Raw genomic sequence first — 25,232 nt, 5'->3', positions numbered from 1 at the left:
TACAAGTTGTTTGCTGATTAGATAAACTAAAAGAAATACAAATTTTTGCTACTAAGGCGCTGGTATTTAAAATGGGAAAAGAACTGAAAGAAGCAGTGACATAATTATATAGTGAAAGAGGACCTGATGTTCATATCAGGTCCTCTTTCATTAGTAACGCGGTATATTGCTTATTGTATTGGTTTAACTAAACCACTGATTTTTCAAATACTACAATCTTAAGCTCGTCAACTTCTCTATTTTGGGGTGTTTTAGAAGAAAATGAATCAAAATAATCATTTTTATGAACAAATACAAGAGATGAGATCCGTTTGCAAGTTCTCATAAACATTACAAGTTTAGATTATCTTTTAATACCAACATTAAAAGGCTCCAACTATATTTATTCGCTTCATTTTAATTTAGTATTTTTCTACAAGTTATAAATCTAATTGCCAAGCTTATACGCAATATCATAATCATGAATAGTTAGGGAAAAGATAAAATAAGGTAATCAATTACATATCTTTATCCCAGGCGATTAGTTGCTATTTCCTCTTTATTAAATGGGATATGTTATTTCATGCTTTTTTGAAAGGGTGTTTTAAATGGAAAAAAAAGTATCTGCCATTCCTCAGCCGAAAACATATGGACCGCTGGGTAATCTCCCATTAATCGATAAAGATAAACCGACCCTATCCTTTATCAAGATAGCGGAAGAGTATGGTCCCATTTTTCAAATTCAAACTTTAAGTGATACCATCATTGTCGTTTCTGGACATGAATTGGTAGCAGAAGTCTGTGACGAAACACGGTTCGATAAAAGTATAGAGGGTGCTTTAGCAAAAGTTCGTGCCTTTGCTGGAGACGGATTATTTACTAGCGAGACTCACGAGCCTAACTGGAAAAAAGCTCATAATATTTTGATGCCTACATTCAGCCAACGGGCAATGAAAGATTACCATGCCATGATGGTCGATATTGCTGTACAACTCGTTCAAAAATGGGCACGGCTTAATCCGAATGAAAACGTAGATGTTCCGGAGGATATGACACGTCTTACGTTAGATACAATTGGTCTATGTGGTTTTAATTACCGCTTCAATAGCTTTTATCGTGAGACACCTCATCCTTTTATTACTAGCATGACCCGTGCTCTAGATGAGGCGATGCACCAATTACAGAGGCTGGATATAGAAGATAAACTCATGTGGAGAACGAAACGTCAATTTCAGCATGATATTCAATCTATGTTTTCTTTAGTAGATAATATTATTGCTGAACGTAAAAGTAATGGGAATCAGGAAGAAAATGATTTACTTTCCCGTATGTTAAATGTGCAGGATCCGGAAACTGGTGAAAAATTAGATGATGAAAACATTCGTTTCCAAATTATCACTTTTTTAATAGCTGGGCATGAGACAACAAGTGGATTGTTATCTTTTGCAATTTACTTTTTATTAAAGAATCCGGATAAGTTGAAAAAAGCCTATGAAGAAGTAGACCGTGTTTTGACAGATCCTACTCCAACATACCAACAAGTTATGAAACTGAAGTATATACGGATGATTTTAAATGAATCGCTACGTCTATGGCCTACCGCTCCAGCATTCAGTCTCTATGCAAAAGAAGATACAGTGATTGGCGGGAAATACCCAATTAAGAAAGGAGAAGATCGTATTTCTGTTCTTATTCCACAGCTACATAGGGATAAAGATGCATGGGGAGACAATGTGGAAGAATTCCAACCTGAACGATTTGAAGAGCTAGATAAGGTTCCTCATCATGCTTATAAGCCATTTGGAAATGGCCAGAGAGCATGTATCGGTATGCAATTTGCACTTCATGAAGCCACTCTTGTAATGGGAATGCTTCTTCAACATTTTGAATTAATTGATTATCAAAACTATCAGCTGGACGTAAAACAAACATTAACGCTAAAGCCCGGTGATTTTAAGATTAGGATTCTACCCCGAAAACAAACTATTAGTCATCCTACTGTTCTTGCATCTACAGAGGACAAGCTGAAAAACGATGAAATTAAGCAGCACGTCCAGAAGACACCTTCTATTATTGGGGCCGATAATCTTTCACTTCTTGTTCTGTACGGCTCGGATACAGGTGTTGCAGAAGGTATTGCAAGAGAATTAGCAGATACAGCTAGTTTAGAAGGAGTTCGAACGGAAGTGGTAGCTCTTAACGATCGAATTGGAAATTTGCCAAAAGAAGGAGCGGTACTTATTGTAACTTCTTCTTATAATGGAAAACCGCCAAGTAATGCAGGGCAGTTTGTGCAATGGTTGGAGGAACTAAAACCAGATGAGCTAAAAGGGGTTCAATACGCAGTTTTTGGTTGTGGAGATCATAATTGGGCTAGTACCTACCAACGGATTCCAAGATACATTGATGAGCAAATGGCTCAAAAAGGAGCAACAAGATTTTCTAAACGCGGAGAAGCAGATGCAAGTGGTGATTTCGAGGAACAGCTTGAGCAATGGAAACAAAGCATGTGGTCTGATGCGATGAAGGCATTTGGATTGGAGCTCAACAAAAATATGGAAAAAGAGCGCAGTACTTTGAGTCTGCAATTTGTCAGTCGTCTTGGAGGATCTCCTCTTGCACGAACATATGAAGCAGTTTATGCATCTATACTAGAAAATCGTGAACTCCAATCATCCAGCAGTGATAGAAGTACACGACATATCGAGGTATCTTTGCCAGAAGGCGCTACATATAAAGAAGGAGACCACCTTGGAGTGTTGCCAGTTAATAGCGAGAAAAATATCAACCGAATTTTAAAACGTTTTGGATTAAATGGGAAGGATCAAGTTATACTGAGTGCAAGTGGACGAAGTATAAATCACATACCTCTAGACAGTCCTGTTAGTTTATTGGACCTTCTTAGTTATAGTGTTGAAGTTCAAGAAGCAGCCACTCGAGCACAAATACGAGAAATGGTAACATTCACAGCATGTCCTCCTCATAAAAAAGAATTGGAAGCATTATTAGAAGAAGGAGTTTATCATGAACAAATATTAAAGAAACGGATTTCAATGTTGGACCTTCTTGAAAGGTATGAGGCTTGTGAAATTCGATTTGAACGCTTTTTAGAACTTCTTCCTGCGCTCAAACCGCGTTACTATTCTATTTCAAGCTCTCCACTCGTTGCACACAATCGTCTGAGCATTACGGTCGGTGTTGTTAATGCGCCTGCATGGAGTGGGGAAGGGACATATGAAGGAGTCGCTTCTAATTACTTAGCTCAGCGTCATAATAAAGATGAGATTATCTGTTTCATTCGAACGCCACAATCAAACTTTGAATTACCTAAAGATCCAGAAACACCAATTATTATGGTTGGGCCAGGTACTGGAATTGCACCATTCCGTGGATTCTTGCAAGCGCGTCGTGTTCAAAAGCAAAAAGGTATGAACTTAGGACAAGCGCATCTATATTTTGGTTGTCGTCATCCTGAAAAAGATTATCTCTATCGTACAGAACTAGAAAATGATGAAAGAGATGGATTAATCTCTTTACACACAGCTTTTTCTCGTCTAGAGGGACATCCAAAAACATATGTACAGCATTTGATAAAACAAGATAGAATCAATTTAATTTCGTTATTAGATAATGGAGCTCATCTTTATATATGTGGTGATGGAAGTAAAATGGCTCCGGATGTAGAAGATACCCTTTGTCAAGCATATCAAGAAATTCATGAAGTCAGTGAACAAGAAGCAAGAAATTGGTTGGATCGTGTGCAAGATGAAGGGCGATATGGAAAAGATGTTTGGGCTGGTATATGAATGTTTCTTAATTAGTTACGTATTAACTAATGAATTTCTTTCGAATAAATTTCACTTTATTAGTATAGTGTATTTAGATGAATAGTGATTAACCAGATTATTTAGTATCTACTAAATAAAAAACAGGACCTGATATACATCTATCAGGTCCTGTTTCACATAGACATTATACATCGATATTTTCCACACATTATCAATGTTTGTAATGTAGTTAGCCTTTTGAGTCAGCTATAAAATCAGATATTATTTTTTCGATATCGAAAGGAGTAATCCCTTTATTCAAAGAGAAAATAGTTTCTGCTTCTTCGATGTCTTGAACGAGTTCACCTCTAGCTTCAATATGTAATCGGAACAAGTCATATAAATTCGGTTTAACTAAATTAGTTAAAGCCTTTCCAACTAGTATCATACCTTTTTGATTAGCTTCGATGGTATTATCATAAGTTAGATCTCTTGTAAGAGACAAATCTGTCCAAATCAATTTTCGTTCCTTTAAGTCTAAAATAACTGGAATAGAGATTTGGGTGTCGGCAGTAATATCCACTTTATCTTGAACAGTAGAAGGTTCAAATATTTCACCTGAACCAGGATATTGACGAACCATCCAACCAGTAAAGCATTCTGGTAAATCTTTATATGGTTGGTCTGTGTAAGAAAGCAAAGTCATAACTACATAGCGTCCACCATATTTCAGCACAGACGGAATATCGAAATCAATGAATTCAGATGCTCCCTTTGGTGCAGAAGTAATATCTCCGCTATGGTAGGCTTTGAAATTTTTTGAACGTAAGTTCGTGAAGGATACATGTTCTTTGTATTGCCAATCTTCGTCGTACATTGCAGCAGACAAATCAATGTCAACACGTCCTGTATGTTGTCCATTCACATAGCCTTCTTTCCACCATAGGAAAAAACGAATCGTATCTCCTTCTGGCAAATCTACTTTACTTCCTCGAGATAATGTGCGAAGCGCTTTGCTGGCTGAACGTTGAGAGAAGGGAACTAAGTGATTTTTTAACTGTTCATCCAAAAATACTTTTCCGAGACTTGGAAGTTCTGCGAAGCGATTTTTTAAAGTATCTTCACACATTTTTACAATCATTAAACAAATATCCTCTGAGATAAATGGAAGTGTATTTTCAATACCTATAGCTTTTGCTACATTTCCCTTTGGAAAAAAGGTGCGAAATTCATTTTTATCATTTCGATGCTTAAAATGAGCCGTGAGTTGAAGTAATACAGGAGTAGAAACATTTCCTATTATACTTAGAAACTCTTCGAGAATATTGAAAACATCTGTTGATGTATCACTACATAAACGGATTAAATGATCCAAGCGTCTGGCAAATTCCCCCGGGCGAGTTTTTAAAAGATTTTTCGCTGTCATGATATCACGATTCAACAAAGCTGCTTCTATTTTTCCATTAAATGTTTCAACTTTAATGTTGTTGCGAAGAATCTCAAATGCTCGGTGGGTTTTTGGGAAACGAGTATGATATTCTGCTGGATGAAGAATTTCACCTAAACGAATCCAACGTTTTTTGTATCGAATCATATCTTCGGTAATGTTTCCGCATTGCTCTAACAATCCTAAAAGGAAGCGTCTTTCTACTCGGTTAAACTTCTTGAATCGAACGGAGGATGCTAAACTCACATCACCTTCAGATAAAGCAACTGCAAGGCGAAGAACATCAGTTGCTGTTTTAAAATACTTTGCAGCAGCATCGGCTGATATTTTTCTGTTTATTAATAAAACCCCAATTATAAAAGACATATTTTCCTTATGAGGAATTACATTAGGTAGAAAACATGAAACATCTTCAGTGTGTGTAATAGCCCATTCTACATCTGTCTTATCAGTTGAGGAAATAGAGCTGTTTGCACGAATCAATTGAGAAATCATTTGATTGAAATCTTCTTCACTTCCTAAGTCAATAACTTTCAAATCAACGCTATCTAAAAGAGGAAGTCGTTCTTCTACTTTTGATACAGGTAGGCACAACGTCACATAATGAATAACGGCATTGATGTATAAATCAGCGTCACTTAAATCCATCATTTGTTGCGGAAAGTTTGGATACATAGGAGTAAACTGAATATGTGCACCAACCATTTCTTTTAAATGTTTTACCAACTCTTTGTAAAACGATGTGAATGCATCAACCGAAAGTGTTTGCAACTCTTCTATTAAAGGCTCAGAAAAAGTAAATCCTAAACTTTCCAAGTTTTTTAAAGCAGTGGCTAAATACATGTTCGGTAGTTTATTTTCTTCTCTTTTTATAATTACTTTCAAACTTCTTCTTATGTAAATAGAATTTTTCATGAGAACGCCAGCTATTCACGCCTTATAAAAGAGGGGAATAGTCTGACTGTCCTCCTTTCAGTGGTAGATTTTTATTTTTATATGTATAAACACACTAATTGTAGAAAAATGCACAGAGGGTACATAGCTATTTTTTAGTGAAAAATTAGGGGTATAACATTTAGTTGTTAAGTGGTAATTTGTTAATTAAGAAAAGAAAACCTCTACATCAATGGTTGATAAACTAAAGTTTATTCAATCCCAAAGAAGAAAGAGGTTTTATAGTCTAATTATTTTCATAGGAAATTGACAACTCTAAAACAATTTGAAATTTCTACAAAGAAGGAAGAATTGTCATAGCCTATGTGTTTAGCAGGAAAGTAACATCCCTATTTCGCCAAAGAAGTTAGAAGGAAGGAACGTCATAGCCTGCTTTATTAGTATATTCTCTTGCGGAGAGCAATTCAAGTATACTGTCTGATTTTTTAAAGTTTTCCTAAATGGGAATTTTCATATTTATCCCGTATTAACGGAGGATTTTTATTTTTGATATATTATGGAATGGAGTTGAATGAGTATTATAAATACAAAAGGTGAAATTAAAAAAACAAAAAGAAAAGTATTACTAACTATACTTACTATGTTAGTAATTATAATTGGATTTGGATATTGGAAACTTTTTAGTTTGCAAGGTGTTCCAAAAGGGGAATTAATTCGAACAGTGAAATCTCCAGATGGAAAATATCTCATCAAGACTTATTTTCATAATGCAGGATCATTAAGTGCGGATGCTGTTAGGGGTGAATTAGTTAACCTTGATACAGATTCAGAGAAAAATATATATTGGAATTATCCAGATACCGATCCATATATTGAATGGGTAAATAAGAATATTGTTAGAATTGGAGATCAAACTTTAGATATTTCACAGAAAGAAACCTATGATTGGCGTGATGATGATGAGCACGTTAAAGAAATGCCTAAACAGTTTAGTAGATAAAACAAGAAAATTTAAATGTATTTAATCTTATTCGTTTAACTATAGATAGGATTATATGAGTGAAAAAGTCCATTTAGATCTTCTAAATGGACTTTTTTAGGTTTCTAGATACGACTACTGATAAAAATGGAACAAACTTGTTACTTAGGTTGTCTATTAAGTATACGTATAAAACAGGTGTTCATGATAGTTCAATCATTTGATGAAAAGTGAGATGCAAGAAGAGTGATATCCGATACACTCTTTAATTGTATCGATATGTATAACACCTAGAAAAACTATATATTCTTGAAAGAGGTTGAAAATGTATGATAGTCTTAAACAAGTTTTTTAACATTTTACATTACAAAAAGATGGTACCTGTAGTATTTCTTTCATGTGCAACGCTTATAGGCTGTTCCGATGGCAATACTCAGTCTGAATTACCTAAACAAACAAAACAAACAAATCAAACCAAACAAGAAACTACTGGTAATGATTCTTTTGCTAAACTTGAAAAAGAATTTGATGCTAAACTCGGTATTTATGCATTGGACACCGATACGAATCAAACCGTTACGTATCAATCAGATAAACGGTTTGCATACGCATCTACCCACAAAGCTTTAGCTGTGGGAGTACTTTTACAAAAGAAATCAATAGAAGATCTAAATCAAAGAGTTTTGTATACTCGTGAAGATCTTGTTAATTACAATCCAATTACAGAAAAGTATGTTGATAGGGGTATGACTCTGAAAGAGCTTGCAGATGCTTCCCTTCGATATAGTGATAATACTGCGCAAAATCTTATTCTTAAACAATTAGGTGGACCTAGTGAATTCAAAAAATCACTGAGAGAAATAGGAGATACCGTTACAAATCCTGAACGTTTTGAACCAGAGTTAAACGAAGTGCATCCAGGAGACGTACATGATACTAGTACCCCAAAGGCATTAGCTACTAGTCTTCAGGCTTTTGCGCTAGGAGATGTACTTTCAACTGAGAAACGGGATTTATTAATAGATTGGATGAAAAGGAATACTACGGGAGACAACTTAATTCGTGCTGGAGTTTCAGGAGGATGGGAAGTAGCTGATAAGACGGGCTCGGGATCTTATGGAACCAGAAATGATATCGCAATTATTTGGCCACCAAATAAAAAGCCAATTATTCTTGCGATACTTTCTAATCATGATAAAGAGGATGCTAAATACGATGATAAGCTTATTGCAGAAGCAACCAAAATAGCGCTGGGTGTCTTAAAAGCTAAAAATAAATAATAATAGTATTAGTTATTGAAATTTTCTTGTTTTTTCGTCACAATACTGTGACGGTCTTTTTGTGTATTTTACAAAAGATCGTCTTAAGTAAAGAAAGAAGATAGAAACCATCTCTATTAAGTTTATTAACTAAGTAACAACAAATATATGCTTTATTGAATACTTATTGCATTTAATGTGGAGGAATAAAATGGAGTCGAAAATTCTTATTGTTGATGATGATAAAGAGATTAGAAATCTTATCTCGGTATATCTGGAAAATGAAGGCCTAAAAACTCAAAAGGCAGAAGATGCTATACAAGCTTTACAACTGTTAGAAGAAAAGGACTTTGATTTGATTATTTTAGATATTATGATGCCGAATATGGATGGCATTGAAGCATGTATGAAAATTAGGGAAGATCGCAATATGCCTATCATTATGCTATCTGCAAAATCTGAGGATATAGACAAAATTCAGGGCCTAGCCTCTGGTGCAGACGATTATTTATCAAAACCGTTTAACCCACTAGAATTAATTGCTAGGGTAAAATCCCAATTAAGAAGGTTCAAAAAATACAATACGTCCATAGAACATAATAAAAGTATTCTAGAAATTGGTGACTTAACCGTGAATACAGATACTCGTCAAGTATGGGTAAGGGGAAAAGAAACAAGGTTAACTCCAAAAGAGTTTGCTATTCTCGAACTACTCGCCCGCAACAAAGGGATTGTCCTGAGTGTAGCAAAAATATATGAAGCAGTTTGGAAAGAGGTTTTTTATAAATCAGATAATACCGTCATGGTGCATATTACAAAAATAAGAGACAAAATTGAAGAAGATTCTAAACATCCCATTTATATTAAAACTGTTTGGGGAATTGGGTATAAAATATGAAGAATGTTAGTTTCAGAAATAAGATTATTATAAAACTTCTTGGTGCTGTTGCAATTAGTTTTTTTATTTCATTTGGTTTAACAATCCTCATTGTGCAATACGTCATAGATCCATTTTTTATAAAACACGAAGATTTTGGCATGTTTGAAGTGAGACTCGCAATGTTGTTCTTATTTACGTTCGCAATCTTAAACTTTATAGTAATCTTTTTGCTATTGGTTCGAAAGAAAATAGTATATTTGAAGCTCATTTCGGAAAATGTGAATGATATTGCAAATGGAAAACTGGGTTTAACAATTGGGATTAAGGGGAAGGACGAATTGACCCAACTTGCTCAAAATATCAACTATATGTCCAAGGAATTGGAGAATACATTTGAACAAGAAAGACAATTAGAACGTACAAAAAATGAACTTATCACCAATGTATCTCATGATTTACGCACACCTTTAACATCTATTATTGGCTATATAGATTTATTAAAAAGAGGGCAATACAACAGTAACATACAATTACAGGAATACCTTGAAACCACGTATTCAAAGTCACAGAGACTGAAATATTTAATTGATGAGCTGTTTGAGTATACTCGTTTATCAGGTATAGATGCTAAGTTAAACCTTAATGAAGTTGATTTATCAGGTTTGTTGGAACAAATAGTTGGAGAATACATACCTATATTTGAAAAGGAAAGTTTAATCGTTCAAAAATCAATTACGCAAGAAACAATACCTATCTTCATAGATGTAGAAAAAATGGTACGTGTTTATGAAAATCTTTTTATGAATGCGATAAAGTACAGCATGAAACCATCCGAATTATCTATATGTCTTGAACTAATAGGTAACAAGGCAATGTTGAAAGTATCAAATAAAGTCGAGAAACCGCCTGTTAGCGATCCAAATAAATTGTTTGAAAGGTTTTTCAGGGGGGACAAGGCAAGAAAAGATGACCAGGGAAATGGACTGGGACTTGCTATTTCAAAAAGAATTGTTGAACTTCATCATGGTAATATACATGCAGAATATAAAGATGGTTGGATGTCTTTTATTGTTGAACATTCAATTAGATAGAAAGCTTATGGAACTACAGGTTCCATAAGCTTTTTTTAAAACTTAAGAAATCTTAAGGATTTTACGGGGTGTTTCCTAATTTTCATAGTTTATCATGGGTGTATTCAAAGTGATGAGGTGAGCAAAGAAGATAAAAGGAAAGATTTCATTGTAGCTTAAGTGTGGAGGTAACATGTCTATTTTGTTAGTAGTAAACAAATTTAGTAGCTTATTGTAATGAAATAAAAAAATGTAGGAGGATATAAATGATAAAGCCAGTTGTAGATGTAAAAAACATTCAAAAATTGTACGGTAAAAAAGGTGAGAATCAATCACACGCATTAAAAGGTGTATCATTCTCAATTCAAGAGGGAGAGTTTGTTGGTATTATGGGGCCTTCTGGTTCTGGTAAAACAACATTATTAAATGTAATTTCAACGTTAGATAAAGCGACAGGCGGCGTTGTTGAAATTGCAGGAACGGATATTACGAGGATGAAGCAGGGGGAACTTTCTGATTTTCGTTCACAAAAGTTAGGATTCATTTTCCAAGACTTTAACTTATTGGAAAATTTATCTATCTATGAAAATATCGCACTCCCACTTTCACTTCAAGGTGTTTCATCTCGTAATATTGGAAAGAAAGTAGAAAAAATAGCTGATATGTTAGGCATTACAGCGATACTTCAAAAATATCCTTCTGAAGTATCTGGTGGACAAAAGCAACGTTCCGCAGCAGCACGTGCGTTAGTTCATGAACCAGCAATTATTTTGGGAGATGAGCCGACTGGAGCTCTAGATTCTAAAAATGCAACGAGTTTACTTAATGCCATGACAAGCTTAAATAAAGAGCAAGGTGTATCCATTATGATGGTTACGCATGATCCTTACAGCGCAAGTTACTGTCAACGTATTTTATTCATTCAAGATGGTGAGTTATATAAAGAAATTCATCGCGGTAGTACCCGTGAAGAATTCTATAAAGAAATTTTAGATGTGCTTGCAAACTTAGGCACACAAAAAGCGTAAGGAAGGAAGTTCAATCATGTTATTTAAGCTTTCTATGTCAGGCCTAAAAAGTAAGTTGCAAGATTACATTGTTTTACTTGTTGGTCTTATTGTCTCTATTTCAACTTTTTATATGTTTCAAACGCTAGCATCCAATAAAACGTTCCTTGAATCTAACTCTTCTATTAGGGATATTGTGGCTGTCTTTAAAATTGGTTCCGTTTTGTTAGCGATTATCACATTTTTCTATATTTTATATGCAAACTCTTTCTTATCAGCTCTTCGTCAAAAAGAATTTGGTATGTATATGATGTTAGGAGCAAAAAAGCATAAAGTTACCTTACTTATGTTCATTGAAACAATCATATTAGGTGCCACCTCTCTTTTGATTGGAATTACAATTGGTGTAGGACTTGCAGAAGGTATCGGTCAGCTATTAATGAAACAACTCGAGTTTGCTGGCGAAGGTTATAAAGCTTTTTATCTGCCATCTATAGCTATTACTTGCATCTTCTTCTTTGCACTCTTTGTATTATCTGCAATTATGAATAGTATTAAATTATCTCGTATTTCTGTACTGCAACTTGTACATGCTGATGAACAAACAGAACGTGTTGCCATAAAAGGAAAAATGACAGTTGTAGTTGCATTCCTTGGTATTCTTTTATTGGGTATTGGTTATGCATCACTTATTTATATATCATATGCAAATTCGCTAATTGTTTTGGGATTAATGGCTGTTGGATTAATCTCAGCAACTGTTGGTACTTACCTTATATTTGGATCACTTCTTCCAGTTATGATTAACAAGCTAAAGAGTAATAAAAAACGTAGTGAAAAAGGCCTCAATGCTTTTACTTTTGCACAATTAAATTTCCGCATTAATAGTCTAACAAATGTGCTTGCAACAGTAGCAATTTTAGTGGCTCTTGGTGCTGGTGGAATTGCTTGTGGTATGGCATTTAAAAACAACATCCTAAAAATTACAGATCAAATACAAATTTACGATTCAGTCATTCATAATCCAACAGTGGAAGAAAAGACAATTTTGGGTAGTATCTTATTTCAAGAAAAACTTGAATATCATTACAAAGTTGATGATAGATATGTTTATTATCTTAAAGAAGATGTAGAGAAAAATCGCCCTTTCTTGCAAGGTATGAAAATAGAGAAAGCTTCAGAGGAAATACCAATTGGTGCATTTTCAATAAAACGGGCTGAAGGAGAGACAGACACAAAACAATGGATTCAGGTTTTCAGAACGATCCAGCCCAATTATTTATATCCTGATTATGAAATAAAAATTGTAGATTATAACATATACAATGGATTGAAGGGGAAAGAAAGTATTGTGTTTATGGGGAAAACAGATGATTTTGGATCATACATAAAAGAATGGAAAAAACTTGATGAATTACAGATAGCAAAATATAAAAATGTGAAAGCGGAAGAATTGGGTAGTAAGTATCAAACATATATTATGAGTCATGATTTTGCCAGCGGACTAATGTTTATGGGTTTCTTCGTTGGAATTGCATTTTTAGCAATGATGGCAAGCTGCTTAATGTTTAAAGTTCTGTCGGGAGCATCAAAAGATGTAACACGTTATCAAATGCTTCATAAAATTGGTGTTCGCCGAGAGTTATTAACAAAATCGATTTATAAAGAGTTATTCTTCATATTCTTATTCCCAGCAATTGTAGGGATTACTCATATATTAGTTGGTATGAACATGTTTAGCCCTCTTGTAATCGATCCGTACTCTCGCATTTGGTTACCACTTGTTATTTTTGTAGTAATTTACTCGATGTATTACTGGATTACTGTTCAATTATTTAAAGGAATTGTACTCCCTAAAAAAGATTAATGTAATGATGTTGTTTATCCCGCATTAACGGGCAGCACGATTGGTGAGGGCTCATAATCAGTGGGGGATGAACAAACCCCACTGATTAAAGTTTCACTTTATCTTCTACTGTACCTTGTAACTACATTTTACCTTGCTGTAGAGAAACAAAAAAACATTTTTCTTATTCAATAATTCCAATTTCTAGAGCCTTTTGCACAGCTTCTTCTTTGTTGCGGACTCCTAGCTTTGTATAAGCTGTGGAAGCATAATTTCTGACCGTACCATTCGATAAATATAACCTTGATGCTATGGTAGTGTATCGAAGTCCCTTGGCTACTAGTTGCAATATTTCTATCTCCCTAGCTGTTAGCTCATAAGCGGTTGCTTTTGATTGTGGTGTCTCTTTTTGCGCATCAAACTTTTCAAATATTTTGTGAGACATTCCCTGATCAATCAGTGTCCCACCTTTGTGAATAAGTCGGATCGTATTAGCTAGCTCCAATGTTTCAATAGATTTGAGTAAAAAACCATCCGCACCGTTGCGAAGCGATTCCAACGCCTGTTCGGTATCCTGAAAAGTGGTAAAAATCAATATGCGGATATGTGGCCATTGTTGCTTAATCTTTTTGGTTGCTTCGACTCCATCCATGTGTTGCATATCTAAATCCATAAGTATAACATGAGGTTGAAGGCGCCCACACAAATCGATGGCTTCATTGCCATCCTCGGCCAAACCGACTACATTTAAATCTTCATATCTATCGAGTAGTGTCCTCAAACTTTCCCGAACAAACGGCTGGTCGTCTACAATTAACAAACGAATAAGTCCATCTTTTATTTCAGTTTGTCGCGGTATGGTACATGTAACAAGCATTCCTTCATCTGGCTTTGTATATACAGACAATTGACCTTGCAAATTCATTGCTCGTTCTTTCATCGCATTCATACCGAAGCCTTCTTGCCATTCTACATTTCCTTTTCCATTATCTTGAACTTCTAATCTCGTATATTGTTGTTCAAACTGCAATGAAACTATAATTTCAGTTCCCTGACCATGACGTACTGCATTCGTAAGGGACTCTTGTAAGCAACGAATGAACGCTATCTTCGCTTGCCGAGACAATTCATATTCCTCTCCGTATGCCCGAAAACTTACATTAACCAGAGCGTGCTCCTGAAATTCGGCTCCAAGATTTTGGAGAGATTGAATTAAGGAAGGCGATTGACAAGGAGACTCCATTTGATGTAGGTAACCTCTCACGTCCTCGATGCTTTTACGTCCCATTTCAAGCAGAGAATCTAGCCTCTGTATACCCATTTCAGTAGCAAGTTCGGTGCGCAACGTTTCCATCCCCATAATAATAGAAGTATAAGCGTGACCAACTGTATCATGAAGCTCACTCGACAGTCTGTTTCGTTCTTCCGCCAGTGTAATGCGTTCAATCTGAGACATATATTGCTCAAGTACCGCGTTTTGTTTACGAATTGATTCATTTTGTTTATGATTGACGATTAATAAATGAAAAGCGAAGCCCATTACATATGCGAATCCATAATAGGTGACCATAATCCAATAGCTATTACTTGGCGCAACCGCATAGAAAATTCCAGTTGTTATAAAAACCGTTATTGGAGCTGTCCAATAATAGGACAAATGCTTACTATTCGCAGCAATTAGAAACACCGATATAAGAAATGTGTTGTAAGCTTCTGGAAATAATAGGGTTAAATATATACATAGTCCACCATATAGCAGTATTTCTGTGAACAAATAATATTTATAATTGAATAGTAAGGCTACCCATGGAACAGAGAAGGCAATAATTTCCCAAAGAATAATAATCCAAAGTGGTAATGTTAAACCATCCTGAAAATTTAATGTAGCTAGAATGATAGACACACTAGCAAGTAGGCGTACCCCTAACATAATCCAATCATACCAAAACCAATACTTAACCATATCTAACAAGTCCTTTACCCCCTAAATAGCCTACCATTTTACTTCCTACATAATAATTTAATCCTTCCTGCCTTATTATACTTTTTAATTTAAAACTACGATACTACTCACAGACTGCAAACTTCTATTGATTTAGTTGCCGAATCATACTACGTGTATAGCCCCCAATTTTCTTTGTCAAACCATCGACTATTCTAATACTTATGGCGGTAAATACTATACCCATAAACATTACAAAGAGTGACTTGGCAAAAGTATCTATTTGTATAAATATAATATTCATATCGATGTATCGATACAGTAGTGGTGCCAACAGGAACATAAGTGGCATTACGTAAAAAATGATTGCACTAATGAGACTGAAAATGCCAATCGTAAATTTCTGCATTAGCCAATAGACAGCACACCAAGTGCGACGATCTGTTAGCACTAATTTCACCTGAGACCAGTTCGATGTATCCATTGTTATACTTCTATCGTAAGAGTCTGTTGAAATATCTGTATAAATTTTCGTCTGTATGCGCTCGAATTGGATAAAGGGTGTGGTAGTCTGTAGTACGCGCATAATTAATGGAATCCCAACAACAGTAAATGAAAGGGTTAAACTAAATAGCAGAGCTATTAGGTAAAAACAAAAATAAAACAATCCTGTACCGAAAGTTAGCAATAAAAAATAACCATTCTGGATGAATCTTGATTTCATAAAGTTCATCGCTCCTATCTGTGTAATAACCGAATCATACTGCTTTTTTTGTCATTCTCACTAGTGTAAAAGTGTCATATGACAGTTCTAAATGATGTTAAAAAGGGGAGAGCAGCTTACTTCTGGTTAAAAAAGATGCTTTTATCCCGCTATTTACTGGGCAGTAAGACTCCCACCTCAAAATTCAGCGTTAGGTGGGGGGCGGGCTGCCGGTAAACGCACGATTGGTGAAGGCTAATAATCAGTGGGGGATGAACAAAAACCTGCTGATTAAAGTTTCACTTTATTAATCCTCACAAAACAATCCCGTTCTTACATCTGCAAGAACGGGATTGCTTTGTACTTTTATTTAATATGAGATGGACTTGTTTTTCGAATATGAAAAATAATATCAAATTGCTCAAGCAATGAAGTATCAAAATACACCGAACTGTTCGGGAGGATTTGTCCCCCTATACTTAGTAATGGTCTTTTTGCTTTAACCCATTTTTCTGCTTGTCCTTTAAGGTGACGGTTATCCAATAAAAACATTTTATATGGCACTTTTCCGAGAGTATAATTGAAACTTTTTACATCTTGTGGAATAGTGTCGGTTGTAATCTTACCTCCAGTGGAAGGATCATATTCGCTGTATAAGGTAAAATTCCCCTCCGTAGTTGAACTACCAATTGTGACATAATTATTGTCTAAACGTTCCTTCAAAAACTGCCCCGCAACATAAGGGTATAATTTCTCATCGATAATTCCTTTAGCTATATGAATATTGTGTGCCCATACCATCGTTTTACCACCAAATGTCTCTTGTGCCCACATTGCATGATCGGCCAAGTATTGTTCATGTAGTTTTATTATACTTGGATAGTCGTTAGGGAGTAGCATTGTGGTAAATTTCTCTATTGCACTTGCCGCTGCTTTCGCCCAGATGTACTCGGATGGAATTATTTCTGTGTTGGCTTGCTCATTCTCATCTTTTAGTAATCGGGCTACTCTCTCAGCGTTTGCTTTAAACTTCTCTTTTCTTTCAGGAGCAAGTTTCATATATTCCTGTATACTTCCAGTAAAAGAAGACAATTCTTTATAATTTTCTTCTACTTCTGCCAGCAAATCTGGTCGATGGAGCCTTACATAATCAATTACTTTATTAAAGCTACCTTGGTCCAATGTCTTTAAGTCGAGCCCAATAAATTGGATCTTTTTTTTATTGGATGGATCAGCATTATAATCTTTCATCCACTCAATCATGGCTATAATTTCATCAGTAGGATATAACAATTTTAAAAATTCCCTAGGGTTTCCTTTTCCTGTTTGGATATATTCATTTAGTTTTAAGCCGTTTCCCCAATCTTCTTCCATTGCAAAATTCGTAAAACCCATTTCAGTAACCAAATATTTCACAAGGCGAAACTTCATAGTAAAAATTTCAGAGCTTCCATGAGTATTCTCTCCTAATCCTACATATTGCGCGTTCCCAATCATTTTCTTAAGTGGTTTTAAATCTTCAAATGGTTTTGACGGCTCTATCGTTTTTAATGGGTTAGCCTGTGATTGTATTGATTTAACTATATTTTTTTGGACTGATTGACCTGAATTTTCGACTGCTACAGTTTGAGCGTTTCCTACTTCCGCGCATCCTGTGACTAATAAAGCTGTACTAACCATTGCAATCATTATTTTCTTATTCATTTTTGCCCACCTCAATTGAATTATTTTTATAAACAAGATTGATTCATGTACTTGCACGAATCAATTGCCTTAATTTAATTGTTATTTATTCCATATCATATTTTCTAGTTACATATTGTCATAAGATTAATTGACACAAGTCATAGGTTAATCATTACACTTTTGTACTATCGGCTATGACAGTTTATAAATAATAATTAAATTGTTGAATCGCAAGTAAGACTAGATTATGAATTTGGGAGGGATTTTAAAGATGAATGATCTGTATGTCAAAATATTTTTATTCTAAGTTGTAGCTGTTGAAATGACAGGAAGTAAATTTGATAAACAAATGAATAAAAGGGGAAGGGCGGATTACAATGTTATTACACGCAAAATCGTTCCACAATAAAGATAAAATCCATCGTGCTAAAATAGGACTTCAACTTTTTCTAAGTATCTTAACTATTACTTCTATTATCCTAAATGTACTAGTAATGATTACTAAAAGTATGCCGCTTATTGTGGTATATATGTTTACCCCGGCATTTTCTTCTATTTTGACTCGCATAATATTGAAAGAAGGGTTTAAAGATGTATCTTTTAGTCTCGGTAACTTAAAGATATGGAAGGGGATTGGTTTTGCTCTGCTAATACCTATGATTATTTGTGGAATTACTTATTCTATCGCCTGGTTGAGCGGAATTGCGAGGTTTCAGCCCCCGCAAGGTGGTATGCTAGAAACTATTTACAATATACTTGGATTTCAGTATCTACCGATACCATTAAGTTTCATTTTTATAGTAGTATTGAGCGGAGTATTAGGTAGCTTGCTTAACTTAATTCCAGTTATGGGAGAAGAAATGGGTTGGCGAGGTTATATGCTTACAAGACTAATCGATGCAGAGTTTTCACGCCCAATCCTTATTAGCGGATTGATTTGGGCAACGTGGCATGTTCCAATTGTTATTGCTGGTCTATATGTAGAAGGAACATCTGCCCTACTTTCAGTACTTGGCATCTATTTTTGTATTGTGCCATTCAGTTATATTACAGCTTATTTACGACTTATCACAGGTAGCGTTTGGCCTTCGGTTATCATTCATACTACTTGGAATGCCGTTATTCAAGGACCTTTCGCACGTGCAAGTACAGGAGATCAAACTGAGATTTGGATTGGAGAATCTGGTTTGATAACCGCTATTATTATCTTGGCTACTGCAATAATTATGTCTCGAATCGTAAATTTTACTAAATAGCATACGGATTTGTTTTAAATTCAATTAGTGTAATATGACGAGGCTGAAATAAGATGCTCCTAAAAATATTAGAAAAAATCTAGTTGAACAGACTCTTACTTAATCTTAGGCTGCTGGATATATGGAAGGCATCAAGCTAAGGGTTTAATTTATAAAAATAAACTTGATTGTCATAAAAAAATAATGTTTTTCATTTAAAGGCTATGAGATGAAATTTCATCATCTTCATCACATTAGACCTTCAGGAAATAAAAAGTTAAACGATTATACAAATACTCTAACTGAAAAAACGATAGTCCTTTTATCAAAAATGTAGAAGGACTATCGTTTGTTTTTTTGACAAAATTAGGGATTGATGTTCATGAAAATGGATAATATAATTCGTATTTTACGTAAAGAGAAAAATTTCCCCCTAGAATATTAAGCTAAATATCTTGGTGTGACGGTTAATTTAAGTTTCACTTTATGACTTGTAAAGGGCTGTTCAATGCATCGTACTATTAAAAAATCTAAATTAAATCATTAAATTGCGATAAAATGTGGTCGGAAATAATGAAATTTTAGGAAAAATAAGGTACACTAGTCTATGATTTTAGTTGAAAATCGTTTGACGTTAATGCATACGGGGGAAAGATTGATGAACAACAATACAACAAATGAATCAGTTGAAGAAATTGATCAAAAACGAGTAAGATCAAAAAAACGTTATACAAATTGGAAGTTTATCGCAGCGGGTATTGGTGTAATTGCACTTCTTATTGGGGGAATGAGTTATTATCAGGCAACTCACTTCAATTCGAATGTTACAATTAATGACACAAAAGTTGGTGGTCTGAGCGCTAATCAGGCAATACAAAAATTAAAGACATCTGGACTAGCAAACAAAGTCTATGTTGATCAACAACAAATTTTAGATGAAAAAGATACAAAAACGGAACTTACGGAAAAAGATTTGCCTCAAGTTAAGAAACTATTAAAAAGTCAGTGGACATTTTTCCCTTCCTCAAAGGGAGAAAATTATTCATTACTACCAGAGAAGGCAGATCAGTATCGTAGTGAAACGATGAAAAAACTTGTAGAAGAAACGCTCATCTCTATGAATGAAAAATTAAAAGCGCCTCAAGATGCTATGGCGAAGCTAGAACAAGGGAAAATTGTTATTTCGAAAAGTGTTGAAGGAAAACAGTATGACGTTACTAGTCTACTGAAAGATTACGATAAGCAAAAATCTAAAAGCGAAATTCATCTGAAGTCTGCATACATAAAACCTATTAAAGAAGACGATCCGATTGTCAAAAAAGAGGAGAAAGCACTACAGAATCTTCTTGGGCAGTCTGTTGAGTATAAAGTGCAGGATGAAGTTTATCCTTTAAAAGCGAAAGATTTAATTCAAAATGCCTCTATGTCAAAGGATATGAAAGTTACAATTGATGCGAGTGACATTAAGAAGAAAATTACTGAAATTAATAATGCCAAATCAACATTAAATAAAGATTTCTCATTTAAAACGCATTCCGGTTCAGTCATATCAGTAAAAGGGCAAGGCTACGGCTGGGCACTAGATGTTGAAAAAGAAACTAAACAAGTTCAACAAGCCTTTGAGAAAGGCGAAAAGGCGCTTTCTGCTTCTAATATTCACGGAAATGGTTGGGAGAAGGAAGGTATCGGTTATAAAACAACAGCGAATAATGGCATCGGAGACACGTATGCGGAAGTTTCAATTGCAGAGCAACAAATTTGGATTTACAAAGATGGAAAATTAGTTGTTACAACAAATGTAGTAACTGGTAAACATAGTACTGGTGAAGATACATCACCAGGTGTGTGGTACGTCCTATATAAACGAACACCATATACGCTAAGAGGTAACGCAGTAGGAAAAGCTGATTATGCGGTTAAAGTAGATTACTGGGTTCCATTCACAAATAGTGGTCAAGGATTCCACGATGCCGGCTGGCGGAAAGACTGGGGAAATAATGCTTATTTAACAGGAGGGTCAGGTGGATGTGTGAACCTTCTTCCTAATGTTGCAAAAACTGTATATGATAGTTTGAACACGTATGATCCAGTTATCGTGTACTAGAAAATAGCTACGTATCAAGAAATAAACAAAGCAGGAAATCTTATCTGATGGTATATGAATAAACACCTCTTGCATTCGCATACTAAGTGTGCAAATGCAATGGAGGTGTTTTTGTTTGAATACAAGAGTGTATTGCTTATAAGAAACAAAGTAGAAAGAGATTAAGTATAAGTATTCAAATAATCAATAAAATTGACAATGAATATCATTTTCACTTAATATAGAATCGTCGCATTTAATTAGACATGAATTTTTTGTTAATATAATAGATTTCTATTAAGTTGTCATATTTACGAACTATCATTAAATATTTTAAGAATTTAAACGTAGGAAAGGGTAATATAAAATGAACTGGAAAAAAGGCGGATTATGGGTTATTATTTTTTTCGTTGTAAAAGGCACGATTTCTACACTTTTAATCGTTACAGGTGCTAAATATTTTGATTTATCATTTATGCAACTTATCTTATTAATTCTGACCTTATTAGTGATTTCTCTAATAAGTCGAAAGTTACTGTATAGACATAAACAAAACAAAAAGCAAAAAGAGCTAAATATATAATGAAGCCCCAGAGACCATTGGATTTCTGGGGTTTTATTTTGATAGTTTTTTCGCATGTATATTAATTTAACAGAATAGGTTGTCCAAAATGATAAAATCGATGATGTTTAAAATGCGTCAGTTATTTTTACATAAGGATTGTTGAGAGCCTTTGAATCAATCTTTATTCTGAAGCGACAGACACGTATAAATTATGCTCTTTTTTCAATTGGTAGTTTAAATGTAAAAGTACTGCCTTCTCCTAATTTACTTTCAACCGTAATTTCTCCTCCATGTAGTTCGACAATCCATTTTACCATCGACAATCCTAAACCTGTGTTTCCGATGTTTGAAGATGTTCGTGCTGCGTCAACTCGATAGAAGCGGTCCCATATTTTAGTAATATGTTGCTCGCTGATGCCGATGCCATTATCGGAGACTTTACCTATTATGTTGGTTTCATCACGGAATAGTTGCATATGCACAGTTCCGCTCGCTTTACTATAAGCAATCGCATTCGTTAGTAAATTCATTAATAAACGCATCATCAATGTTTGATCTGCTTTAATAAATAGGTCTTCCTCTATATTAGTTGTTATATCAATCGAAGCTTCTTGAACCATTAATGAAAGCTCTTCTACAACGATTTCCGTTAATTCACTCATATTGATACATTCAAATTGGAAAGTATTATGATTTCCTTGGTCAGCTCTTGCTAATAATAAGAGTTGAGAGATTAGAGCGGACATTTTACGTGATTGCTTTAAAATTACTTCTAACGATTCTTCCATTTCTTTCGGGTGATTCCTCTGCGATAAAGCGTATTCGCATTGTGAAATAATAACAGATGTTGGTGTTCTTAATTCATGAGATGCGTCAGATGTAAATTGTTTTTCACTTTCGAATGATGTCTCCAATCGCACAAACATTTTGTCAAAGGTTTGTGCTAAATGATATATTTCGTCTTTCGGTGAACCTTGTAAATTAATTCTCTTCGAAAGGTCTTTACCATCACCAATTTTACTAGCTGAATCACTCATTTGTTGCACAGGTCGAAAAGCTCTTTGCGTGATAAAATATCCCCCGAATGCCGCAATAAGAATAAGTAATGGGAATGAGATGATTGTTACCACGATAAGCGTATTTATCGTTGAGGATAATTGGTTCATAGTCATTATTCCACGAACCCAGACTTGCTCATCGCCGCCTGCATTATGGAGAAAATCATATACTATCCATTCTTTATTGCCGTCTTTAATGGTTTGTATTTCATCGGATTTAAGCGATATCTTTTTATTAAAGCTTGTTGGACTATGTCCTACCAACAGCTCACCTTGTTTACTATAAATACTAATATTTACTCCATCTTCTAAGGTTTCAAAATCATCGTCAATCTTTAACTGCCCATGCTTATATTCGATATCTTCCATGCTTTCTTTTACTGTGCTCTTTAATTGATCTTTCATATTAAAAAGCAAAATTTTATCTGAAGAAGTTAAAATAAAAGCTAACACGAGTGCCATAATAATTACAATTAGCCCCGTATACCACAGGGTCACTCTCATTTTTATTGATAGTCTTTTCATGATTCTACTCGCAATACGTAACCAGTTCCGCGCACTGTATGAATTAACTTTGTTTCAAACTGGCTATCAATTTTTTTACGCAGATAGCGGACGTAAACATCAATAATATTCGATCCGCCTTCATAGTCGTAATTCCACACATGTTGCTCAATTTTATCTCGTGTCAGCACAACTTCTTTATTACGAATCATATATTCTAAAATAGCAAATTCTTTACTGGAAAGAGTGATAACTTGGTCTCCTCTTGTTACTTTATGCATATTGCAATCTACCACTAGGTCAGCGATTTCAAACACATTCGATGTATTTCCTGTTTTTCTTCGCATTAACACTCGAATTCTTGCTAACAGTTCATCAAAAGCAAACGGCTTTACTAAATAATCATCTGCACCTAAGTCGAGTCCTGTTACACGATCATCAATTGTATCTTTAGCTGTAAGAAGCAAGACAGGAGTTGCATTATTGTCCGCGCGTAATCTTTGTAATACGTGTAAACCATCTATTCCGGGAATCATAATGTCAAGGACAATCAAATCGTAGGTAGCCATGTTTATATAATCCAGGGCATCTTCTCCATTCCCACATGCATCGACACTATAATGTTCTGCATTTAATCGTTTCACCAATATATTTTGTAAGTCTTGTTCATCTTCGACGATAAGAACTCGCATTAACATTCTCCTTTTCTTCTTATTAATATGTATCACTATAATTCCAAAACATTAAAAAAAGATTAGAAACTAGTTAATTATATCATTTTATCCCGCATTAACGGGCAGTAAGACTCCTCCCTCAAAATTCGGTGAATGCGAGGGAGGTAGGGATTAACTGCCTGTAAAAGCCTTCACTTTATTTTTTTGTACATTAATCTTCCTTTAATGTTTGTTCAGTAATATAAAGGCAAGGATAAGGTGCACATGTAAAGGGAGGAAAACAGAATGGGAAAATGGATGCTGATTGGAGCAATGTCCTGTTTATTCTTAACAGCTTGTTCTACTCAAGTTGATAACAATACAGAAGTACAACAACTGAAAGTGGAAAATGATAAATTACAAAAAGAAGTCGCTCAACTACAACAAGAACCAAACAAAACACAAGCTGCTACAAATGATAAGAAACAAATACAAGATTTCAAAAACGAAGTCTCATCTATTGTAGAAAAGGCAAATAACACGAAACCAGTTGGAGCAAAAGAAGATAACTTAAATACGTACTTAGCAGCAAAAAAAGAAATTGACCAATTGGATGACAAGATAGATCTATCTGATAATCAGCTAGAAGCAGATTATCACGCTGGAACGATAACTGTTGAGCAATATCAAACGCAAGAAAAAGAACACGATATACTGGAAGATCAATTAGAGCAAGCAGAAAATGCACTTGAAGCAAGATTTGGAATAGATGATTAATCATTAAGGAGTGGATGAAAATGTTAAAACATAAAAAGAAAATAATTATAAGTGTAATTGCTATTTTAGTAAGTGGTATTGCTATTATTAGTGGATATTATGGCATGGGTTACAATTATGCAAAAAAGAATGAAAACTACACAGAGAAACAAGTTCGTGAAATTTCTTTAGCTCATACAAATGGAGAAATTATGAATGTGAAAAAAGAATTCGAATTAGAAGATGACAACTTAGCACAATCAAAATTTGAATATGAAGTGGAAATCAAGACACCTGATAATCTGTTAAATATTTTAAAAGTTAGTGCAAGGACAGGTACAATAGAAATTGATAATGAAGATTAAATAAATATCGCGTATTTGAAAAAACTCCGAACAAAATTTGTTTGGAGTTTTTTCATGTTTATACTTTACTATTTTGAAAGGGGAGTGCTACATCGCTATTAAACTAACAAAACAAAATAACACCTAATATGAAAAAATACGCTGTTCTTTCTGAAGAATCCTAGGAAAGGGTAACTTGATATATCACCGCTATAAAAGTATCGTTCCAATCCAAGTGTATATTTGTGACGAGTTGAATTCAAACTTGATACCTTAGATTCACAGATTGTTCTTTTCCTCAAATCGTGCAGATTTGATTACGTATAATTACATAAAAACTTGTCATCGTAACTTTGATATCTTGCTGTTACATTCCAAAATGCGTACAACAGCGTGCCTTCAAGGTTATACTGATGCTGGAGGTGATTCAAAGTGACATAAAATCGGAAAATGAGCTTTTTAATAGCCAAGAGAGCTTTAAAGATCAAGTCTTCATTTTGAAACTAAAATCGCTTTTATATTAGGCTTCGAATTTTTATGTGGTACAGACATTAGTTGAAAGATAGGCTTTTCCT

At 34.6% G+C, this 25,232-nt stretch carries 18 protein-coding genes; 12 read left to right on the top strand and 6 right to left on the bottom strand.

The window, feature by feature from the left end; translation table 11 throughout:
• Positions 1-587: 587 nt before the first annotated feature.
• A complete protein-coding gene (gene cypD / locus MR112_RS18310) occupies positions 588-3,785 on the top strand; it encodes a bifunctional P-450/NADPH--P450 reductase (RefSeq protein WP_242245189.1) in 3,198 nt (1,065 codons plus the stop codon).
• A 211-nt stretch (positions 3,786-3,996) separates the two neighbouring features.
• On the opposite strand, the gene MR112_RS18305 is transcribed toward cypD, so the two are convergent.
• Positions 3,997-6,108: a TerD family protein gene (locus MR112_RS18305; protein ID WP_139310394.1), complete on the bottom strand. Its 2,112-nt coding sequence runs from the start codon at positions 6,106-6,108 to the stop codon at positions 3,997-3,999.
• A gap of 550 nt (positions 6,109-6,658) precedes the next feature.
• On the opposite strand from MR112_RS18305, the gene MR112_RS18300 reads away from it, so the two are divergent.
• The 6 genes from MR112_RS18300 (at position 6,659) to MR112_RS18275 (ending at position 13,149) form a co-directional block, all read left to right on the top strand.
• Positions 6,659-7,087 carry a DUF5412 domain-containing protein gene (locus tag MR112_RS18300; RefSeq protein WP_134266297.1) on the top strand — a complete coding sequence of 143 codons (429 nt, stop codon included), beginning with the start codon at positions 6,659-6,661 and terminating at the stop codon, positions 7,085-7,087.
• 308 nt (positions 7,088-7,395) lie between these two features.
• Positions 7,396-8,346, top strand: a complete 951-nt coding sequence (gene bla, locus MR112_RS18295; RefSeq protein WP_242245188.1) for a class A beta-lactamase — start codon at positions 7,396-7,398, stop codon at positions 8,344-8,346.
• 190 nt (positions 8,347-8,536) lie between these two features.
• A complete protein-coding gene (locus MR112_RS18290) occupies positions 8,537-9,223 on the top strand; it encodes a response regulator transcription factor (RefSeq protein WP_075678214.1) in 687 nt (228 codons plus the stop codon).
• Positions 9,220-10,296, top strand: coding sequence for a HAMP domain-containing sensor histidine kinase (locus MR112_RS18285; RefSeq protein WP_000800285.1), 1,077 nt, complete (start codon positions 9,220-9,222; stop codon positions 10,294-10,296). The genes MR112_RS18290 and MR112_RS18285 overlap by 4 nt, the downstream gene beginning before the upstream one ends.
• Before the next feature lie 245 nt (positions 10,297-10,541).
• Positions 10,542-11,303 (top strand): ABC transporter ATP-binding protein, encoded by a 762-nt coding sequence (locus MR112_RS18280; RefSeq protein WP_242245187.1) that lies wholly within the window; start codon positions 10,542-10,544, stop codon positions 11,301-11,303.
• Positions 11,304-11,319: 16 nt separating this feature from the next.
• Complete coding sequence (locus tag MR112_RS18275) at positions 11,320-13,149, top strand: FtsX-like permease family protein (protein WP_000897821.1); 1,830 nt, start codon at positions 11,320-11,322, stop codon at positions 13,147-13,149.
• A 163-nt stretch (positions 13,150-13,312) separates the two neighbouring features.
• Here MR112_RS18275 and MR112_RS18270 read toward each other — a convergent pair whose 3' ends face one another.
• From MR112_RS18270 to MR112_RS18260, 3 genes are all read right to left on the bottom strand, one after another.
• Complete coding sequence (locus tag MR112_RS18270) at positions 13,313-15,100, bottom strand: helix-turn-helix transcriptional regulator (protein WP_000886428.1); 1,788 nt, start codon at positions 15,098-15,100, stop codon at positions 13,313-13,315.
• A gap of 115 nt (positions 15,101-15,215) precedes the next feature.
• The gene (locus tag MR112_RS18265) at positions 15,216-15,794 is read right to left on the bottom strand and encodes a sensor domain-containing protein (RefSeq protein ID WP_000842192.1); all 579 of its coding nucleotides are present in this window, start codon (positions 15,792-15,794) and stop codon (positions 15,216-15,218) included.
• 345 nt (positions 15,795-16,139) lie between these two features.
• Entirely contained in the window at positions 16,140-17,477 is a 1,338-nt protein-coding gene (locus MR112_RS18260; RefSeq protein ID WP_078187001.1) for an erythromycin esterase family protein, read from the bottom strand.
• A gap of 359 nt (positions 17,478-17,836) precedes the next feature.
• On the opposite strand from MR112_RS18260, the gene MR112_RS18255 reads away from it, so the two are divergent.
• From MR112_RS18255 to MR112_RS18245, 3 genes are all read left to right on the top strand, one after another.
• On the top strand, positions 17,837-18,715 hold the full coding sequence (locus MR112_RS18255) for a CPBP family glutamic-type intramembrane protease (RefSeq protein ID WP_242245186.1): 879 nt from the start codon (positions 17,837-17,839) through the stop codon (positions 18,713-18,715).
• A gap of 637 nt (positions 18,716-19,352) precedes the next feature.
• The gene (locus MR112_RS18250; RefSeq protein WP_139362469.1) at positions 19,353-20,798 is read left to right on the top strand and encodes a L,D-transpeptidase family protein; all 1,446 of its coding nucleotides are present in this window, start codon (positions 19,353-19,355) and stop codon (positions 20,796-20,798) included.
• Between the two features lie 346 nt (positions 20,799-21,144).
• The gene (locus MR112_RS18245) at positions 21,145-21,360 is read left to right on the top strand and encodes a hypothetical protein (protein ID WP_001104104.1); all 216 of its coding nucleotides are present in this window, start codon (positions 21,145-21,147) and stop codon (positions 21,358-21,360) included.
• Between the two features lie 191 nt (positions 21,361-21,551).
• Here MR112_RS18245 and MR112_RS18240 read toward each other — a convergent pair whose 3' ends face one another.
• Positions 21,552-22,925 carry a sensor histidine kinase gene (locus MR112_RS18240; RefSeq protein ID WP_078187005.1) on the bottom strand — a complete coding sequence of 458 codons (1,374 nt, stop codon included), beginning with the start codon at positions 22,923-22,925 and terminating at the stop codon, positions 21,552-21,554.
• Positions 22,922-23,596, bottom strand: a complete 675-nt coding sequence (locus MR112_RS18235) for a response regulator transcription factor (protein ID WP_001264516.1) — start codon at positions 23,594-23,596, stop codon at positions 22,922-22,924. The genes MR112_RS18240 and MR112_RS18235 overlap by 4 nt, the downstream gene beginning before the upstream one ends.
• 267 nt (positions 23,597-23,863) lie before the next feature.
• Between MR112_RS18235 and MR112_RS18230 the strand changes: the two genes are divergently transcribed.
• Together MR112_RS18230 and MR112_RS18225 are read left to right on the top strand one after the other, a co-directional pair.
• Complete coding sequence (locus tag MR112_RS18230) at positions 23,864-24,334, top strand: hypothetical protein (protein WP_000521301.1); 471 nt, start codon at positions 23,864-23,866, stop codon at positions 24,332-24,334.
• A 20-nt stretch (positions 24,335-24,354) separates the two neighbouring features.
• Positions 24,355-24,678, top strand: a complete 324-nt coding sequence (locus MR112_RS18225; RefSeq protein WP_242245185.1) for a PepSY domain-containing protein — start codon at positions 24,355-24,357, stop codon at positions 24,676-24,678.
• The last annotated feature ends 554 nt before the right edge of the window (positions 24,679-25,232 follow it).

This window comes from Bacillus cereus group sp. BfR-BA-01330, assembly GCF_022663885.1.
Taxonomy (GTDB): domain Bacteria; phylum Bacillota; class Bacilli; order Bacillales; family Bacillaceae_G; genus Bacillus_A; species Bacillus_A cereus.
The sequence above is the reverse complement of the archived record's forward strand: the minus strand, read 5'-3'. Positions and strand labels throughout refer to the sequence as shown.

Excerpts from the sequence above, each read along its gene's own strand:
- cypD (WP_242245189.1), top strand. The coding sequence starts at position 588 with ATGGAAAAAAAAGTATCTGCCATTCCTCAGCCGAAAACATATGGACCG.
- MR112_RS18305 (WP_139310394.1), bottom strand. The coding sequence starts at position 6,108 with ATGAAAAATTCTATTTACATAAGAAGAAGTTTGAAAGTAATTATAAAA.
- MR112_RS18300 (WP_134266297.1), top strand. The coding sequence starts at position 6,659 with ATGAGTATTATAAATACAAAAGGTGAAATTAAAAAAACAAAAAGAAAA.
- bla (WP_242245188.1), top strand. The coding sequence starts at position 7,396 with ATGATAGTCTTAAACAAGTTTTTTAACATTTTACATTACAAAAAGATG.
- MR112_RS18290 (WP_075678214.1), top strand. The coding sequence starts at position 8,537 with ATGGAGTCGAAAATTCTTATTGTTGATGATGATAAAGAGATTAGAAAT.
- MR112_RS18285 (WP_000800285.1), top strand. The coding sequence starts at position 9,220 with ATGAAGAATGTTAGTTTCAGAAATAAGATTATTATAAAACTTCTTGGT.
- MR112_RS18280 (WP_242245187.1), top strand. The coding sequence starts at position 10,542 with ATGATAAAGCCAGTTGTAGATGTAAAAAACATTCAAAAATTGTACGGT.
- MR112_RS18275 (WP_000897821.1), top strand. The coding sequence starts at position 11,320 with ATGTTATTTAAGCTTTCTATGTCAGGCCTAAAAAGTAAGTTGCAAGAT.
- MR112_RS18265 (WP_000842192.1), bottom strand. The coding sequence starts at position 15,794 with ATGAAATCAAGATTCATCCAGAATGGTTATTTTTTATTGCTAACTTTC.
- MR112_RS18260 (WP_078187001.1), bottom strand. The coding sequence starts at position 17,477 with ATGAATAAGAAAATAATGATTGCAATGGTTAGTACAGCTTTATTAGTC.
- MR112_RS18255 (WP_242245186.1), top strand. The coding sequence starts at position 17,837 with ATGTTATTACACGCAAAATCGTTCCACAATAAAGATAAAATCCATCGT.
- MR112_RS18250 (WP_139362469.1), top strand. The coding sequence starts at position 19,353 with ATGAACAACAATACAACAAATGAATCAGTTGAAGAAATTGATCAAAAA.
- MR112_RS18245 (WP_001104104.1), top strand. The coding sequence starts at position 21,145 with ATGAACTGGAAAAAAGGCGGATTATGGGTTATTATTTTTTTCGTTGTA.
- MR112_RS18240 (WP_078187005.1), bottom strand. The coding sequence starts at position 22,925 with ATGAAAAGACTATCAATAAAAATGAGAGTGACCCTGTGGTATACGGGG.
- MR112_RS18235 (WP_001264516.1), bottom strand. The coding sequence starts at position 23,596 with ATGCGAGTTCTTATCGTCGAAGATGAACAAGACTTACAAAATATATTG.
- MR112_RS18230 (WP_000521301.1), top strand. The coding sequence starts at position 23,864 with ATGGGAAAATGGATGCTGATTGGAGCAATGTCCTGTTTATTCTTAACA.
- MR112_RS18225 (WP_242245185.1), top strand. The coding sequence starts at position 24,355 with ATGTTAAAACATAAAAAGAAAATAATTATAAGTGTAATTGCTATTTTA.